The organism is Antiquaquibacter oligotrophicus, from assembly GCF_020535405.1.
GTDB lineage: Bacteria > Actinomycetota > Actinomycetes > Actinomycetales > Microbacteriaceae > Rhodoglobus > Rhodoglobus oligotrophicus.
Window position 1 is genome coordinate 2811731 of sequence record NZ_CP085036.1, and the last position, 15457, is coordinate 2827187.

Genomic DNA, 15457 nt, shown 5'->3' on the forward strand with positions numbered 1-15457 from the left:
ATTTGGGGCATGGAACGTGACGACGAGGTTAACGAAGAGACCTCACATGAACCACCCTTCGTCACCCCGGGGCCGCGCCGGGCGACATTCACGCCCCCCTCTGCTGAGGACGCGGCGCTGCACGATGATGACGAACTCGCCTCGGCTCTCGCCGCAGACTTCGGCCGATTTGCGCCTCCCACGGCTCCCACGGCTCCCGTGGCCACGCCGCGCACCACTGAGCCACCTGCGCCGCCGCTCGTCACCTCAATCCCACCGCTGAACCCCAGCCCGGAGACAGCGTCGACCCCCGTTCCCGGTGGGTCGATCTTCGCTCCCCGCACGCCGTCCTATCCCGGCGCGACTACCTCACCCGAGCCTCTGGCCGTTGGCGAGCCAACACCTGCAGTCCCCGAGCCTGCAGTGCCCGCCCCTGCCGAGGCCGCTCCCGCCGAGCCGGAGGTTGTCGCTGAGCCGGCGTTCGCCGAGCGCGAGGTCGCCGAGCCGGACGTTGTCGAGCCGGACGTTGTCGAGCCGAATGTTCTTGAGCCAGACGTTGTCGAGCCAACCGTTTCCGAGCCCGAAGCGCCCGGGCCCGAGCCCGAACCCGAACCCGACGCGCCGCAGAGCGGCGCGGTGCTCGGCGAGTCGACCACCGCAACGCCCGAAAACTCTGTTCCCGAGGGCCAGCCCTCACCCGCGGACATTCTTTCGGCAACTCCCGTGGCCTCCGCCGCACCGCCGGACCCGTCCATGGTGGCTTCGGATGTCCCTCCGCCCGCACCGTGGAGCAGCCTCCCCGCACCCGATCCGACCCAGGCCGTCGCGCTCGACGGCCCTCCCGGTCCACCTACGCGCCGCTCGCTGAGGGACGAGGAACTGCTCGCGTTGGCGGACGCGGGCGACGCGGGCGCGGCCATCGAGCAGCTCGAAACCCAATTGCGCCTTCGCGAGCAGGAGGCCCGTGAGTTCAGTTCGTGGGAGTCCACGATGCTCGCACTCGGCACACCGGATGCATTGGCCGCGGTCGATCGAGCGCGCGGAGAGTTCACGGACGTGGTTGCTCCCGCCCATCATGCTCCAACGCCGGTGCAAGAGCAGGCCGAAGTCGAGCCTCCGGCCGCAGCTGCAGCTGACGAGCCGGTTGACATCGGAGAGCCGATCGTTGATGAGGATCCGAGTGAAGTAAACGCTCCGACTCCTGTGGAGGATTCGTCTCTTTTCCCCGAGGAGCCACTCGCGCCTGCCGCCGAGGCAGGCGCCGGAGCGGGTCTGCCCGTTGTAGTCGACGAGCCTGTCGAATCCCCGGTTGACGATGAGGGGTCGCTCGCCGGTGACACGCCGGGCGACGTGCCAGAGCAATCGGCGGACGCGGCAGCAGTCGTGGCCGAACCCGAACCATCGGCCGACGGTGTGGTTCAGTCTGCGCCGGGATTGTGGGTAGGCCCGGCACCGGTGACGGAGACGACGTCGCCCGAACAGAATGATTCGGCGTCCGAATCTGAGTCAACCCCCGAGGCTGCAGAGCCGGAGCCAGAGCCCGAGCTGGAGCCAGAGCCAGAGCCAGAGCCAGAGCCAGAGCCAGAGCCAGAGCCAGAGGTAGAGGCAGAGGCAGAGCTGCAGCCTGAGCCCGTAGCCGCAGCGTTGCCGGCCTGGGAGGTTCCGCCGCCCAGCGACACGTGGTCGCCCGGCCCCGAAACGGGGATCGTCGATGTGCCGGCCGCGGGGGAGAACCCCGCACCGGTCGAACAGTCTCGCGATGAGACGGTTGACCTCTCCGACGAGCCCGAGCCCATCGAAGCGGACGCCCCAGTAGCCACGGAATCCGTCGACGATGACTCGCCATCGATCGAGTCGTCCACCGTTGATTCGTCCACCGTCGAGTCGTCAACCGTCGAGTCGGGGCCCGAAGAGATACCCGAACTCGTCGACCCCTCGGTCCCGATGTCGCCGACTCCTCCGCCCGCGTACGCGGGTGAGGTTGTCGACGCGGAAGTGATTGATTCCGCGGGGAGTGACGGACCGACCGTTGACGCGGACGTCATCGACGCAGAGATTGTCGACGCAGAGATCGTCGACGAGTCCGCGCCCGCACAGAACAGGGCAACGTTTGTGGCCCCAGCGGCAGGCGCTGCAACGGCGTTCGACGACCTCCTCGCCGGCGCCGAAGCTGCGCCAGCGGTGAGCCCCGAGGCGACCGTTGCAGCGCCTGCTGCCGCGTTTCCCGAAGCGTTGTTCCTGCCCGTATCGGCTGGTGAGTCTGTACCCACCGAGACCGGTTCTGTCGCCATCGTTGAGCCCGCCTTCGAGGAGGAACTCGAAGACGATGTGGACGAGACCGACCGCATCCCGGTCGCGGGAGCAGCGGGTGCCGTCATCCCGCCCCCCGTGTCGCCACCATCGGGCCCTATCGCGACCGTGCGCATCCCCGAGGACCACGTCGTCATCATGGATCCCGAGCCGGTTGCAGCACCCGCCTTCGCAATCGAACGAGTCTCCGTCGAACCGACTCCGACGGACCGACGCGTCGGACACGCGGCGCGCATGTTCTGGCTTTGGTTTGCTGCCAACTCCTCCGTCATCAGTCTCGCCCTCGGCGCCACCGTGTTCGCCGTGGGCCTGAGTCTCCGGCAATCGGTTGTCGCGATCCTTGCGGGTGTGGCCCTGTCCTTCCTTCCGCTGGGTCTCACCACCCTCGCGGGCAAGCGCAGCGGTCAGCCGACCATGATCATTTCGCGTGCGTCGTTTGGTCACTTCGGCAACATCGTGCCGGCGACGATAGCGCTGGTCGGTCGTGTCTTCTGGGGCGCGGTGCTCCTCTGGCTTGCGGCCTCCTCGGTTGCAGCCGTTCTCGCGACGGGCGAGAGCGCCGCGCTGGGCGAGCTTCCGCTTCTCCTCATCACACTCGGCGTGGGCTTCGCTTTCGTGTTTGTGGTCGCGCTTTTCGGTTACTCGCTTTTCGCCCGGGTCCAGCTCGTGCTGAGCATCCTTGCCGCGATCCTTGTGGTCGGTTTCATCGTCCTGACCGCCGGCGAGGTCAACGTGAGTGCAGCGCTCACGGTGCCCGACTCGTCCTGGCTTGGCGTTGTCACCGGCGCTGTTCTGGTCTTCAGCCTCATCGGTCTCGTATGGGCCAACAGCGGGTCGGATCTGGCGCGTTACCAGCGACCGGGTTCGAGCAGCGGAGGCGGGATGCTGTGGGCAACGTTCGGTGCGACGGTTCCGAGCTTCCTCCTGATCTCGTATGGTGCGCTCCTCGCGGCGTCGAACCCGGCGATCGCGTCGGGACTCGTCGAGTCGCCCATCGAGACCCTCGCGCTCATGCTTCCCTCGTGGTACCCCGCCCCCTTGATCGCTGCCGTGACCCTGAGTTTGCTGTCCGGCGTCATCATCACGGTGTACTCGGGTGCTTTTGCCCTCCAGTCGATGGGAGTGAGAACAACCCGTCCCGTCTCCGTCATCATCGTCGGAGCAATCCTGTTGATTCTCGCGCTCGTCTTCTCGCTAGCGGTGCCGGGCGGATTCTCCGAGATCCTTCGGGATGCCGCGACAACACTTGCCGTTCCGACCGCGGCCTGGGCGGGCATCTTCGCGGCGGAGACAATGATCCGAAACCGCACGTTCGAGGCCGACTCTCTCGTCTCGCGGGGAGGGGTCTACGCGGACTGGCGCTGGGTCAATCTGATCGGGTTCGTTGTACTCACGGCGGTCGGCTTTGGCCTGACGACGGCGACGGTACCGTGGCTCTCCTGGCAGGGCTACCTCTTCACGGCGCTCGGTGTTCCACTCACCGACCCGCTCGCGGCAACGGATGCCGGTGTGCTCATTGCCCTCGTGCTGGGTATCCTGCTCCCGATCGTCGCTGGTGTTCCGGCCATCCGTCGCCAGGAAGAACTCCGCACGCCCGAAGAACTGCGCGCGGTCGCTCTCGCGGCGCAGCAGCTCTCGACGGCCCCGGTGCCGACGGCAGGTCCCGCCGTCGCTTCGCCGCCGTCGACGCCACTTCCTCGACCGTAAACTGGGACACGTGTCCACCACACTCGCCGACGTTCTCGATGCCGTCGAACGTCTCTGGCCGGTCTCGGGCGCTGAGTCCTGGGACGCGGTCGGTCTCATCAGCGGCGACCCCCGGATGCCCGTCTCGTCGATCCACCTTGCTGTGGATGCCGCCACGGACACCGTCGATGAGGCGATCGAGCAGGGTAGCGATGTGCTGCTTGTGCATCATCCGCTGCTTCTTCGGGGTGTCACCTCTGTCGCGGCAGACCGCTATAAGGGTGCCGTGCTCACGCGCCTCATCAAGGCGGACTGCGCCCTCATTGCCGCGCACACCAACGCCGACATTGTGGAAAACGGAACGTCAGGAACACTCGCGTCGCGACTGGGGCTTCTCGACGTTCGCCCCATCATCCCCTCCACTGATCCGCAGCGCGGCCTGGGACGTATCGGTAGGTTCGAACGGCCCGTGGCCCTGGGGACCGTTGCGAGAGCCCTGGGCGAGGTGTTGCCCGCCACAGCGACGGGAATACGGGTTGCCGGGGACTTCGACGCCCCCATTTCATCGGTGGCGCTGTGCGCGGGGGCGGGCGATTCGCTCCTGTCGCACCCGGATGTGCTGGCGGCCGACGTCTACATCACATCGGACCTGCGCCACCACCCAGCCTCGGAAGCGCGCGAGAATGCGCGCGTCGCCGCCGGACCCGCTCTCGTCGACGTCTCGCATTGGGCTAGCGAGTGGCTGTGGCTGGACTCTGCGGCCGAGGATCTGGCCCGCGAACTGCCCGCTCTGCGGATCAGCGTCAGCGATCTCCGCACCGACCCGTGGGACTTCGTCGTCACGCAATGATTCACGCCCGACCTATTACCGACACCGCGAGGAACTAACTCATGGCACTCAAAGCCGCACCGGAGAAGCAGGCGCTCCTGCTCGACCTTCAGGCGTTGGACACGCGCATTGCTCAGCTCGATCACCGGGCTAAGTCCCTCCCGGAGCGCGCCGCGCTCGAGGAGCTCCAGTCTTCGGCCACGGCCCTGCGCTCCACCCTCGCGGAGGTGACCGGTGTCGCCGAAAACACGCAGCTCGAACTGAAGCGCCTCGAGGCGGATGTGAAAGTGGTCGAGGACCGGATTGCCCGTGATGCCGATCGACTGCAGGGCAGTTCGTCGGTCAAGGATGTCGCGGCTCTCGAGCAGGAATTGGCCGCTCTTCGCGCGCGGTTGAACGATCTCGAGGAGATCGAACTCGCCGTGATGGAGCGCCTTGAGGGCGAGCAGGAGGAGGTCGCATCCGTTCGCGAACAACTCGACGAGATCTCGGCGAACATCACCCACACCGAGGCGTCGCGGGATTCCGCGCTCGCGTCCATCTCCGGTGACCGGGATGCCGCTCTCGCGGCACGGGCGGACCTCGCTGGCCGTATCCCGGAGGATCTGCTGGCCCTGTACGAAAAGCAACGCTCACGCTACGGGACGGGCGCGTCCCTGCTCCAGCGTGGCGTGTCGCAAGCATCCGGTGTCGCCCTCCTCGAGGACGAACTGCAGTCGATCCGTTCCGCAGCTCCTGACGACGTGCTGATCTGCCCGTCGAGTGATGCAATCCTCGTGCGCACCGACGAGTCGGGCCTGTAGGTGGCTCGCGTTCTGATCGTCGAGGCCGACGGAGGCTCGCGCGGTAACCCGGGTCCGTCCGGCAGCGGCGCAGTAGTAATCGACGGCAGTACCGGGGAGATCCTCGCCGAGATCGGTCTCTTCGGCGGGGTCGCCTCCAACAACGTCGCGGAGTACAAGGGCATGATCGCCGGCGTGAAGCGGGCGATCGAGATCGATCCGGATGCCGAACTCCACGTACGAATGGACTCCAAACTCGTCGTCGAGCAGATGTCGGGGCGCTGGAAGATCAAGCATCCCGATATGGCCGAACTCGCGGCGCAAGCCCGAGAGGCACTCATCGGCACACCCGTCCGCTTCGAATGGATTCCGCGGCTCGAGAATTCGCGCGCCGACAAGCTCGCCAACCTTGCCATGGACATGCAGGCGGACTTCTCGCGCCCCGAGTAGACTCGTCCACCGGAATGGGTCGACAAGACGGTCGCGTGGTCCTTCGGGACCCCGAGGAACGTCCGGGCTCCGCAGGGCATGACGGTGGGTAACACCCACCCGGGGTAACCCGCGAGAACAGTGCAACAGAGAGTAGACCGCCGGTGCCGCAAGGCAGCGGTAAGGGTGAAACGGTGGTGTAAGAGACCACCAGCGGCCGTGGCGACGCGGTCGGCTGGGTAAACCTCGTCGGGAGCAAGGTCGAACAGGAAGCGCTACGGGTGGCCCGCCCAGCTTCCGGGTAGACCGCTAGAGGCGTGCGGCAACGTACGTCGTAGATAGATGACCGTCCACCGCGGTGCGTTCGCCGCAGCGCGGAGACAGAACCCGGCGTATCAGTCGGCCCATTCCCTCGCACCTTCCCTTCACTACAATCGCCCCATGAGTCAGACGCGGTCACCCGGCTGGTACGCGGCGCCCGACGGTTCCGGCGAGCAGTGGTGGAACGGGGTCGGGTGGAGCGAGAGTCGGAGGGGTGCATCCGCTCCCGTCGTGACGGCCCCCCGTGTCGTCTACTCCGCCGCCAATCCCGCCCCACAGGAACAGGGAGCAACTGCTGGCCCCGGCGCGCCCACCGGCACAACGTCCGCGCTCATGACCATCGATGCTCGCTCGAATCCGCGGGCGATCTACGCCCTCGTCGCTGGTGTGCTCGCGATCGTTTTCAACCTGTTCCTCGTTCCCAGCATTCTCGCGATCGTCTTCGGCGTCTCTGCCCTGTCGCGGGCCAAAACGCTCGCGGCGACCGGCGCGCCGACGCTGAGCGGCCCGGCGATCGCCGGCCTGGTTTTGGGTATCCTCGGAGCTCTTGGCGGGATCGTTCAAGCCGTGCTTTTTATCTTCTCCATCGTTGCCGGATTCAGCGGTTCGATCACCGTCCAGTAGCCTCAGCAGGTTCCCAGCGAGAAGGCCGCCCGCGCTCGCGCGTTACGAGTATCGTGCAGCTATGACTTTCCGCACCAAGCTCGGCATCGTCGCCGCAAGCACCTCTCTGCTCCTCGTTCTCGCCGGTTGCGCACCCTCGACCTCAGGCACCGGAACGGGCGACCAGCTCGCCGGAACCACCTGGAGTGGAACGGATTCTCGCAACCACGAGTGGGAGTTCGACTTCCACGAGGACCGCACCCTCGGGTTCAGCTACAAGGGCAAGAGCTTCGACGACTCGAGCGACACATGGACGGTTGCTGGCGGACAGCTTCGCATCATCATCGAGTTCGGTGACGGCACGGCCACCATGGTGGGGCCGTACGAGGACGGCGCCGATTCCGTGGACCTCGACGGTTCACAGAGCGGGCAATCCGGTAGTTGGACGCTGACCATCACGGAGTAGCCGAGATCGCTCGGCTGCTCCGCGCGGCGGGGTGTGTCTTCGCGGAACGCGAGGCCGCGATCCTGTTGTCCTCTGCGCGCAATGTGCGTGAACTCGAACGGATGACGGGGGAGCGGGCATCCGGCACCCCACTCGAACACGTGGTGGGGTGGGCCGCCTTCGCGGGTATTCGGATTCCCGTCGACCTCGGTGTTTTTGTGCCAAGACCGCGCACCGAGTTGCTCGTTCGGCGCGCCCTTCGTCGGGTGTCGCGCGGGGGAGCGCTCGTCGACGTGTGCACAGGAACGGGGGTCGTGGCCTCCGCGATCGCCTCACGCGTGCCGGTCGCGGTGGCGGCTACCGATGTTGATTCGACCGCGACGGCCAACGCCCGCCGCACGCTGAGTGGATATGACGCGGTCGTCGTGACGTGTTCGCTCTTCGACGGTCTCCCCACCTCCTGGCGGGGGCGCGCTGACATCATCACGATGGTGGCGCCGTACGTGCCCCACGACGAGATCGATCTGCTTCCGCGTGAGGCACGCGACTTCGAAGCGTCTGTTGCGCTCGACGGTGGTGCCGACGGACTCGACATCGTTCGGGCGGCGCTGGACGGCGTTCACGCGTGGCTTGCCCCTGGGGGGTCGTTCCTCACGGAGGTAGCGGAGCACCAGGCGCCGCTCGTCGTGAGCGCCGTCGAGGCGGCGGGGTTGCGTTCGAGTGTGTCCGTCGACAACGGTGCGTGTGTCGTCGAGGGAACGCTACCGACTCTGGGATGACTCGGCGAGATTCTCTGGCGGTCGCACGGCGAGTGCTGCCGCGCCGAGGATTCCGGCGTTGTTGCGTTGGACCGCGGGAACGATCGGTGTCGACAGCTTCAGAAGGGGCAGAAACTCCTGGTAGCTCTTGGAGACACCGCCACCGACCACAAAAAGGTCCGGTGAAAAGAGACGCTCGAGGTGCGAGTAGTAACGCTGCAGGCGTTTAGCCCAGGACTTCCAACTGAGGCGGCCGCGCTCGCGCGCCGCGTTCGAGGCGCGCTTTTCGGCGTCGCGCCCGCCGATCATGAGGTGTCCGAGTTCGGAGTTGGGGATGAGCACGCCGTTGTAGATGAGCGCGCTCCCGATTCCCGTGCCGAGGGTCGTGAGCAGGACGAGACCGGGAACACCCTTCGCAGCGCCGTAGCGGACCTCGGCGAAGCCCGCGGCATCCGCATCATTCACGAAATGGATGTCGCGGCCGATGGCCTTCTCGAAGAGAGCCTCGGCCTCGAGCCCAATCCACGAGTGCGAGACGTTCGCGGCCGACATCGTGCGTCCGTTTTTGACAATCGCGGGGAAACACACACCGACGGGGACGTCGTCGTCCAGGCCGCCCAGCTGCTCGATGAGCTTCACCACGGTGGCGACAATATCGTCGGGTTCACCGCCGGGAGGAGTGGCGAGCTTAACGCGCTCACTCACGAGTTCGCCGGTGTCGATGTCGACAATCGCAGCCTTGATTCCCGTTCCGCCAATATCGACGCCGAGTGCGGTGGTCATGGGTGCTCCTTAGGGGAGGGTGAGGATGTCTGCGCCGCGCTCCGTGACGACGAGGGTGTGCTCGAACTGGGCCGTGATGGATTTGTCGCGGGTGGTCACGGTCCAATCGTCCGGCCACAGGTCCCACGCGATGGTGCCCGGCGAGTCTGGGGTGCCCATGGTGAGCATCGGCTCGATGGTGAAGACCATGCCGACTTCCATCACTCGATCGAAGTCGGGGGCGGCGTCGTAGTGGGGCACGATGAGCCCGGAGTGGAAGGCCCTGCCCACTCCGTGTCCCGTGAAATCCCGGACGACACCGTAGCCAAATCGTCGCGCGTAGGACTCGATGGCGCGCCCGATGACGTTGATCTGGCGCCCCGGGGCAACCGCCTTGATACCGCGATTGAGTGCTTCACGAGTGCGGTCGACGAGGTCGACGACCTCCGGTGCCCCCTCGCCGACGATGAAGGTCTTGCTCAAATCGCCGTGAACACCGTTCTTGTACGCGGTGATGTCGATGTTGATGAGGTCACCCTCGACAAGCACGGTGTCGTCGGGGATGCCGTGACACACGACCTCGTTGATGCTCGTGCACACCGCCTTGGGAAACCCGCGATAGCCGACCGTCGACGGGTATGCGCCCTCGCCAATGATGTATTCGTGAGCGATGACGTCGAGTTGGTCCGTGCGAACCCCAGGCGTGATGGCCTCGCCGACGAGCTCTACGGCGCGGGCGGCAATACGACCGGACTCCCGAATGAGTTCGATTTCCTCCGAGGAGTACACGTCGTTACCGTCATACGGGGCCGGGGCCGAGCGGCCGACGTATTCGGGCCGCACGATGGAATCTGGCACGGCACGACGAGGGGAAACCGACCCCGCAACCAAATGTCCTTGTGCATCGCGGGGCATGGGGCAATCTTACCGAGTGGCACACCGCCGCATGTCCTAGTCTGGGCACACACGAGCAGGGAGGCGCACATGGCCGATTGGTGGTACAACCACGTGACTGGCGAGGTCGAGGAGGGTCCGCAGTCCCTCGGAAGTGAGCGCGATGGCCCGTTCGCGACACGCGAGGAAGCCGCGCGTGCGCCGGAGATCATCGCCGAGCGTGCCCGAAAGTGGGCGGCAGAGGACGCGGCAGAGTCCTGAGCCGTCGCGGAGTCACTCCCTGACGAACTGATGCCTCTGGCGGCCGGAACCGGACACAGTGTCGCGGCTTCGAGCACCACGCCTTTCCCACCCTGCGTCGCGGATAACGTGGCACACACAGGGCAACGAGTGGGGTGGTGTCGTGCGGCATAACGAACGAGTGATCGTGGTCACCGGCGGTGGATCGGGCATTGGTGCGGCAACCGTGCGGAGGCTTTCGCAGGAGGGTGCCGTTGTAATGTCCCTCGACCTCGACGAAACGCGAGCGGCGGCATCCGAACCGGCCCTGGCCCTCGCGTGCGATGTCACTGACGAAGCGAGTGTGATCGCGGCGCTGGACGCCACGATCGAGCGCCTCGGCCGCCTCGACGGTGCGGTCATGAACGCGGGAATCGCCCTCGAGATACCCCTCGTCGAGACGAGCATCGAGCAGTGGAATCGAGTTATCGGTGTCAACCTCACCGGCGCTTTCCTGGTCGCCAAGCACGCCGTGTCGCGGATGTCGGGCGGCGGCGCGCTGGTCTTTCACGCGTCGATGTCGGGGCTTGTCGCGACAGCCGACGAGCCGGCGTACTGCGCCAGCAAGGCGGGTGTGATCGGTCTGTCGAGGGCCATCGCCGTGGATTACGCGAAGGCGGGCATCCGGTCCAATGCGGTGTGCCCGGGAGTCGTCGACACTCCCATGACACGTGAGCAGTTTGCGCCCCATCCCGAGTTTCGCGATGCCGTGGAGCAGATGCATCCGGCGGGTCGCTTCGCGCGACCGGAGGAGATTGCGGCAGCGACCGCCTATCTGCTCTCCGACGACGCGAGTTTCGTGACGGGGACCGAACTCATAGTCGACGGCGGCTACACCGCGCGCTGAGCGAGGTACTCCGGCCAGCTCCCGAACTCGGTGATCTCGCGGGCTCCCTCGAGCGCGTCCACTGTGCACGAGAAACCGATCACCGACTCGCCGTCGGAGAGCGTGATGGCCCCGAGCGTCATGGGGGCTGGCAACGCGGAAAGGAATCGGGTGAGGCCAACGGGCGATATTCGCCACACCTCGCCCGCGATACTCGCCCCCAGATCTCGCCGCGGAACCAGTCCCGGCTTGGGCGGGGTGGTGTCGAGGGCAAACAGCGAGTAGCTCGGAGCCGTCTGGACGCTCCGGACGAACCGGGCACCAAGTTCGCGCAACTGTCCGTTGAGCGGTTGACCGGTGAGGTGCGCACCGAACACGGCAAGATCGACCCCCTCGCCATCGAAACCAGACGGACGATCGACGCCCAGCACACGCGCGGCGAGATCCGCAGCGACGCGATCCTCACCGGCGCGCGTCACCACCGTCGTACCGAATCCTCGAGACGACGCATCGACGTGGGGGACCGCAATCGCAGCGAGATCGAGGAGATTAACGAAGTTCGTGAAGGTGCCGAGCCACGAGTTGACGCCGATTGGATCAGCAGCGACCTCAGCGAGCGTCGGATGCCCGGGGGCGGTCGGTATCACGAGCCCGTCGAGCCCGTCGAGCAGCACCGACGCTGTGGTGCGAGCGTCATCGAGCTTGGCTCGGTCGGCAACGTAGCGCCAGGCGGGCACGGGTTCGGCGGCGCGAACGATCGAGGCGACCGTGGGGTCGAGGCCCGCGTGGTCGGACATGAACTCGCCAGCGGCGGCGAAGCGACCGGCGACTATGGCGCCCTCGTACAGCAAACGAGCGGAGTTGAGGAGGGGAGTGATGTCGAGTGGTCTCAATTCGGCGACAGCAGACCAGTGCTCGATCGCTTCGCGCCATGCAGCGCGGGCTTCGTTGTCGAGGCTCGCGAGGTTTGCCTCGAGCGGAACGGCGAGAGTCGGGTGTTCGGGGGCGGCGAGCCGGGCATCCACGGGCCACTCACGGGCGAGACCGTCGTGCCCGTCGGGTCCGTACATGATCTGGCTGGCGAGGGTCGCGACCTCCAGTTCGCGTGCGAAGACGGTGATGGTGTCGAAAGGGCGACAGGCGTCTCGCATACCCGTGACGGGAACTAAGCCCAGTGATGGTTTGATCCCGACGATGCGATTCAACGCGGCAGGGATACGACCGGAGCCCGCGGTGTCGGTGCCGAGCGCAAAATCGACCATGCCAAGCGCCACCGCAACCGCAGATCCCGAGCTGGATCCACCCGAAATCCGTTCCGGCCACCAGGCGTTACGAACGGCACCGTAGGGGCTTCGCGTTCCGACCAGCCCGGTTGCAAACTGGTCGAGATTGGTTTTGCCGATGACGATGGCACCAGCGGCTCGCAATCGCGCTACCGCCGTTGCATCCTGTTCCGCGATGTCGCCTCGGCGGCTCAGCGGCAGGCCGAGTGTTGTGGGAAGACCCGCGACGTCGATGTTGTCCTTCACCGCAAAAACCATGCCGCGGAGCGGAGCATGGGCGGCCGCGTCCACCTCCGCTGCCTCGGCGATGACCTCGGCCTCAGGTCGAAGCGAGATCCAGATCTCCGGCCGGTCGGCAGCCTCGATGGCCGCGAACGCTCGGACGACGGCGGATGTGCTGAGAGTCACGACCCCGCTCGCTTCTGAGATCGCGCGCGGTCCTGCTGAGTGCCGATTACGAGGAGAGCTACCTGCAGGTCGAGACAGGTCGCTTCATCGTCCAGGTCGACACCGAGAACGTCTCCGATGAGGCGCAGGCGCTCGTGCATCCACGGTCGTGACACAAACGCGTTGCGGGCAGCGACTGCTTTGTTACGCCCGGCATCGAGAAAGTGACGAAGGAGTGGCACCAGGGTGGTGCGGTGTTCGAGATCGTAGGCAACCAGAGCGCCAACCGTCCGTTCCGCGAACTGGATGACTCGAGGGTCGTCGCGCAGCGTGTGGATCAGTCCCCGAAGGCCCAGATCGCTCGCGGTGACGACGGGCTCGGACCATCCCATGCTGGCGGCGGTTCCCGCCGTCTCGATGGCCTCGAGAAGTGCGGTTCGTGCCGCAGCGGCACCGCGTCCGCCGCCGCCGCACGCGGCGATGACGGTGATACCCGCCTTGTCGAGACGTTCGACGATCCTGGCCGCTTCGTCAATGTCGGAGATACCTCCGGGAACGGTGGTGACCATGCCCACCGTGAAATCGTCGACGGGCGCGACGAGAGAGGAACGACCGCGGTCGGCGCCAGCATCGGAGATGGCGGATGCAATCGCGCGAAGCGCGCGCTGTCGATCACGGGGATCCTGAGACGACGAGTCCCGTGAACGGAACGCAAAGGCGGCGAGTCGACTGCGTCTGAAGGACACCCCGAGCGCCTGGGCCTGCTCTTCGAGCTCACCGGGGTCACCGTCCCCCGACAGCAGGTGAGCGAGCACGCTGCTGTGAGTGGTGAGATCGAGAAGGTGCGACTCGCGGTCGACCAGGCGACCGATGGCGAGGGTAGAGGCCGCCTGCTCGACGAGCATGATGAGACTGCGGGGCACGGTCATCGTGGGGTCGAGTGTGGCATCGAGGTCACGCGCCCCTGCGGACGGCGCCATGAGGACGAGGCGACCCCAGTCGTTTCCGCGGGCCCCCACTGTTGTCTGCAACCATCCGCTCAGCGGGTCGTAGTAGGTGCGAACCGGGCGGTGCGGCTGCCCATTGTGTTCGGCCCACTCCGCGAGCACGTCACCCGCGGCCCGCTCGGCTGGGTCGAACGCGAGGATCTGGCGCGAACGGTTCTCGAGAACCACCGCGAAGCCCGAGAGCTTGGCGACCTGGCGCAGGACGAGTTCAGGCTTGCTGCCCTGCACGGCGAGAGCACTGAAGATCATGTGGATGCTCTCGGAGGCTTGAAGGTCTCGAATCTGTACGTCGATGAGGGATGCGTGCACCTCCTCCGTCACGTCGATGAACGCAATTTTGCGCCGGAGGGCGATGAGCGGGAGCCCGCGGCTTTCGGCAGCCTCAACGAGTGCCGTGGGAAGGCGATCGGGGTAGCGCGGCCCGAGACCGATGACGAGGGCGGCGGCTCCGGCTTCGACGAGCCGGTCGACATACGCTGTGAGCTCTGCCGCGTCATCCGGAAACACGATGCCCATGGTCAGGAGCATTTCGCCACCGTGGAGCAGACCCGCGATGTTGACGATCTCGCTCATGTGCACCCAACGCACGCGGCGATCGAGTCCGGCCGCTCCGGCAACAACGACGGGATCACCGCGAACGATGGTCGGGAACTCCAGGGTCTGCGCAACCGTTGGCAGCTCATTCTGCGAACGACCGTACTGGGGGAGTCGAATCACCATGTTCGCACCATCTCCCAGAGCAGCTTCGAACCGAGTTCGAGGTCGGAAACGGGCACGAATTCGTCGGCGGTGTGGGCCTGGTCGGTCGCGCCGGGCCCGAGGACAGTACTCGACTCGGATCCGGTGAGTGCGGCGATCATGGCGGAATCCGTATACGCCTCGTGACCGTCGGCACCGCCCACCTCGGGCTCCCGTCCCGCGACGGCGAGGTACGACGAGCGCAGAGAACGAACGATTTTGGAGTCGTCGGATGCCCGCACCGGCGGTCGTCTCGCCCCGAGTGCTTCGACCTCGAAGGACGCGTCCTCGTAGCGTCGGATGACGTCGGTCGCGACGCGCTCGACCATGGTCACGGCGTCCTCCGGTACGAGCGGCGGCACGATACGCAGGTCGAGCTCGGCCGTGCACAGCGCCGGCACAACGTTGGTTGAGACGCCGCCCGTGATGACACCCGTCGTGAAGCGCGGGCGTCCGAGGATGTCGTCGTCGAACGGCAGGGCCGCGAAGGCCGACTCGAGCTCGACGACGATGTGGGCCATGATGTGCGCGGCGTTGGTGCCGAGATGCGCGCGACCGGCGTGCGCCATCTTCCCGGTGACCGTCAGGGTGAGCCAGCGCAGACCCATCTGCGAGATCCGCAAGCGCATGCCGGAAGGCTCCGGGGCGAGGATCTGGTCGTCGGGGCGCAGGAGCCCGTCCTCCACGAGCTGGTAGGCGCCGAGCATCCCGGGGGCCTCCTCGTCGACGGTGTAGAAGCACACAACGTCGGCTGGCGGCACGGTGCCCGTCGAGATGAGGGCGTCGAGCAGGCCGAGCGTGAGGGCGAGTCCCGCCTTCATATCGCACGCACCGCGACCGTAAAGCAGGCCGTCAGTAATCTCCCCGCCGAGGGGGTCACGGGTCCAGCCGGAGCCGATCGGCACGGTATCCATGTGCGAGACGAGAACGAGGCGAGGCGCGGCGCGGTCGGCTCCCGGGATGACCACACTCAGGTTGTCGCGGCCGGGCTGCACCTCGTGCCGCGCCACATCCAGCCCCATGCCGGTCAGCCGCTGCTCGAGCCACTCGGCCACGTCGGCCTCGAGCACCCCCGGATTGGTGCTCTCGATGCCGATGAGCTTTTGTGTATCGGCGATGACGGTGTCGACGTTGATCAT

Annotated in this window: 14 protein-coding genes and 1 other RNA gene; 10 read left to right on the forward strand and 5 right to left on the reverse strand. The window is 66.4% G+C overall.

The features are described 5' to 3' along the window. Positions 1-9: 9 nt before the first annotated feature. The 8 genes from LH407_RS13785 to LH407_RS13820 all read left to right on the forward strand — a co-directional run bounded on the left by LH407_RS13785 (position 10) and on the right by LH407_RS13820 (position 8163). Positions 10-3996 carry a purine-cytosine permease family protein gene (locus LH407_RS13785; protein ID WP_322133411.1) on the forward strand — a complete coding sequence of 1329 codons (3987 nt, stop codon included), beginning with the start codon at positions 10-12 and terminating at the stop codon, positions 3994-3996. Positions 3997-4006: 10 nt separating this feature from the next. Next, a complete protein-coding gene (locus LH407_RS13790; RefSeq protein WP_322133410.1) occupies positions 4007-4825 on the forward strand; it encodes a Nif3-like dinuclear metal center hexameric protein in 819 nt (272 codons plus the stop codon). 41 nt (positions 4826-4866) lie between these two features. After that, positions 4867-5607 (forward strand): zinc ribbon domain-containing protein, encoded by a 741-nt coding sequence (locus tag LH407_RS13795; RefSeq protein ID WP_322133409.1) that lies wholly within the window; start codon positions 4867-4869, stop codon positions 5605-5607. After that, positions 5608-6036, forward strand: a complete 429-nt coding sequence (locus tag LH407_RS13800) for a reverse transcriptase-like protein (protein WP_322133408.1) — start codon at positions 5608-5610, stop codon at positions 6034-6036. A gap of 15 nt (positions 6037-6051) precedes the next feature. Beyond that, positions 6052-6426: RNase P RNA component class A (gene rnpB, locus LH407_RS13805), an RNA gene on the forward strand. A 30-nt stretch (positions 6427-6456) separates the two neighbouring features. Further along, positions 6457-6960: a hypothetical protein gene (locus LH407_RS13810; RefSeq protein ID WP_322133407.1), complete on the forward strand. Its 504-nt coding sequence runs from the start codon at positions 6457-6459 to the stop codon at positions 6958-6960. A 61-nt stretch (positions 6961-7021) separates the two neighbouring features. Then, the gene (locus tag LH407_RS13815) at positions 7022-7405 is read left to right on the forward strand and encodes a hypothetical protein (protein ID WP_322133406.1); all 384 of its coding nucleotides are present in this window, start codon (positions 7022-7024) and stop codon (positions 7403-7405) included. Further along, positions 7381-8163 carry a methyltransferase gene (locus tag LH407_RS13820; RefSeq protein WP_322133405.1) on the forward strand — a complete coding sequence of 261 codons (783 nt, stop codon included), beginning with the start codon at positions 7381-7383 and terminating at the stop codon, positions 8161-8163. Before LH407_RS13815 ends, LH407_RS13820 begins: the two co-directional genes overlap by 25 nt. Here LH407_RS13820 and ppgK read toward each other — a convergent pair. Both ppgK and map read right to left on the reverse strand, forming a co-directional pair. Continuing rightward, on the reverse strand, positions 8146-8925 hold the full coding sequence (gene ppgK, locus LH407_RS13825) for a polyphosphate--glucose phosphotransferase (RefSeq protein ID WP_322133404.1): 780 nt from the start codon (positions 8923-8925) through the stop codon (positions 8146-8148). The genes LH407_RS13820 and ppgK overlap by 18 nt on opposite strands. Positions 8926-8934: 9 nt before the next feature. After that, on the reverse strand, positions 8935-9819 hold the full coding sequence (map, locus tag LH407_RS13830) for a type I methionyl aminopeptidase (RefSeq protein WP_322133403.1): 885 nt from the start codon (positions 9817-9819) through the stop codon (positions 8935-8937). Positions 9820-9888: 69 nt separating this feature from the next. Here map and LH407_RS13835 point away from each other — a divergent pair, with 69 nt between their 5' ends. Together LH407_RS13835 and LH407_RS13840 are read left to right on the forward strand one after the other, a co-directional pair. Then, positions 9889-10059 carry a methionine aminopeptidase gene (locus LH407_RS13835; RefSeq protein WP_322133402.1) on the forward strand — a complete coding sequence of 57 codons (171 nt, stop codon included), beginning with the start codon at positions 9889-9891 and terminating at the stop codon, positions 10057-10059. 142 nt (positions 10060-10201) lie between these two features. Continuing rightward, positions 10202-10924 (forward strand): SDR family NAD(P)-dependent oxidoreductase, encoded by a 723-nt coding sequence (locus tag LH407_RS13840; RefSeq protein ID WP_322133401.1) that lies wholly within the window; start codon positions 10202-10204, stop codon positions 10922-10924. Here LH407_RS13840 and atzF read toward each other — a convergent pair. From atzF to LH407_RS13855, 3 genes are read right to left on the reverse strand one after another with little or no spacing between them, the layout of a single operon-like run. Beyond that, a complete protein-coding gene (gene atzF, locus LH407_RS13845) occupies positions 10909-12594 on the reverse strand; it encodes an allophanate hydrolase (protein ID WP_322133400.1) in 1686 nt (561 codons plus the stop codon). The two genes, LH407_RS13840 and atzF, sit on opposite strands and share 16 nt — an antisense overlap. Next, on the reverse strand, positions 12591-14300 hold the full coding sequence (locus tag LH407_RS13850; RefSeq protein WP_322133399.1) for a PucR family transcriptional regulator: 1710 nt from the start codon (positions 14298-14300) through the stop codon (positions 12591-12593). The genes atzF and LH407_RS13850 overlap by 4 nt, the downstream gene beginning before the upstream one ends. After that, complete coding sequence (locus LH407_RS13855) at positions 14294-15457, reverse strand: M20 family metallopeptidase (protein WP_322133398.1); 1164 nt, start codon at positions 15455-15457, stop codon at positions 14294-14296. Before LH407_RS13855 ends, LH407_RS13850 begins: the two co-directional genes overlap by 7 nt.

Coding starts and splice junctions, on each gene's coding strand:
- LH407_RS13785 (WP_322133411.1), top strand. CDS start 10: ATGGAACGTGACGACGAGGTTAACGAAGAGACCTCACATGAACCACCC.
- LH407_RS13795 (WP_322133409.1), top strand. CDS start 4,867: ATGGCACTCAAAGCCGCACCGGAGAAGCAGGCGCTCCTGCTCGACCTT.
- LH407_RS13810 (WP_322133407.1), top strand. CDS start 6,457: ATGAGTCAGACGCGGTCACCCGGCTGGTACGCGGCGCCCGACGGTTCC.
- LH407_RS13815 (WP_322133406.1), top strand. CDS start 7,022: ATGACTTTCCGCACCAAGCTCGGCATCGTCGCCGCAAGCACCTCTCTG.
- ppgK (WP_322133404.1), bottom strand. CDS start 8,925: ATGACCACCGCACTCGGCGTCGATATTGGCGGAACGGGAATCAAGGCT.
- map (WP_322133403.1), bottom strand. CDS start 9,819: ATGCCCCGCGATGCACAAGGACATTTGGTTGCGGGGTCGGTTTCCCCT.
- LH407_RS13835 (WP_322133402.1), top strand. CDS start 9,889: ATGGCCGATTGGTGGTACAACCACGTGACTGGCGAGGTCGAGGAGGGT.
- LH407_RS13850 (WP_322133399.1), bottom strand. CDS start 14,300: ATGGTGATTCGACTCCCCCAGTACGGTCGTTCGCAGAATGAGCTGCCA.
- LH407_RS13855 (WP_322133398.1), bottom strand. CDS start 15,457: ATGATCAACGTCGACACCGTCATCGCCGATACACAAAAGCTCATCGGC.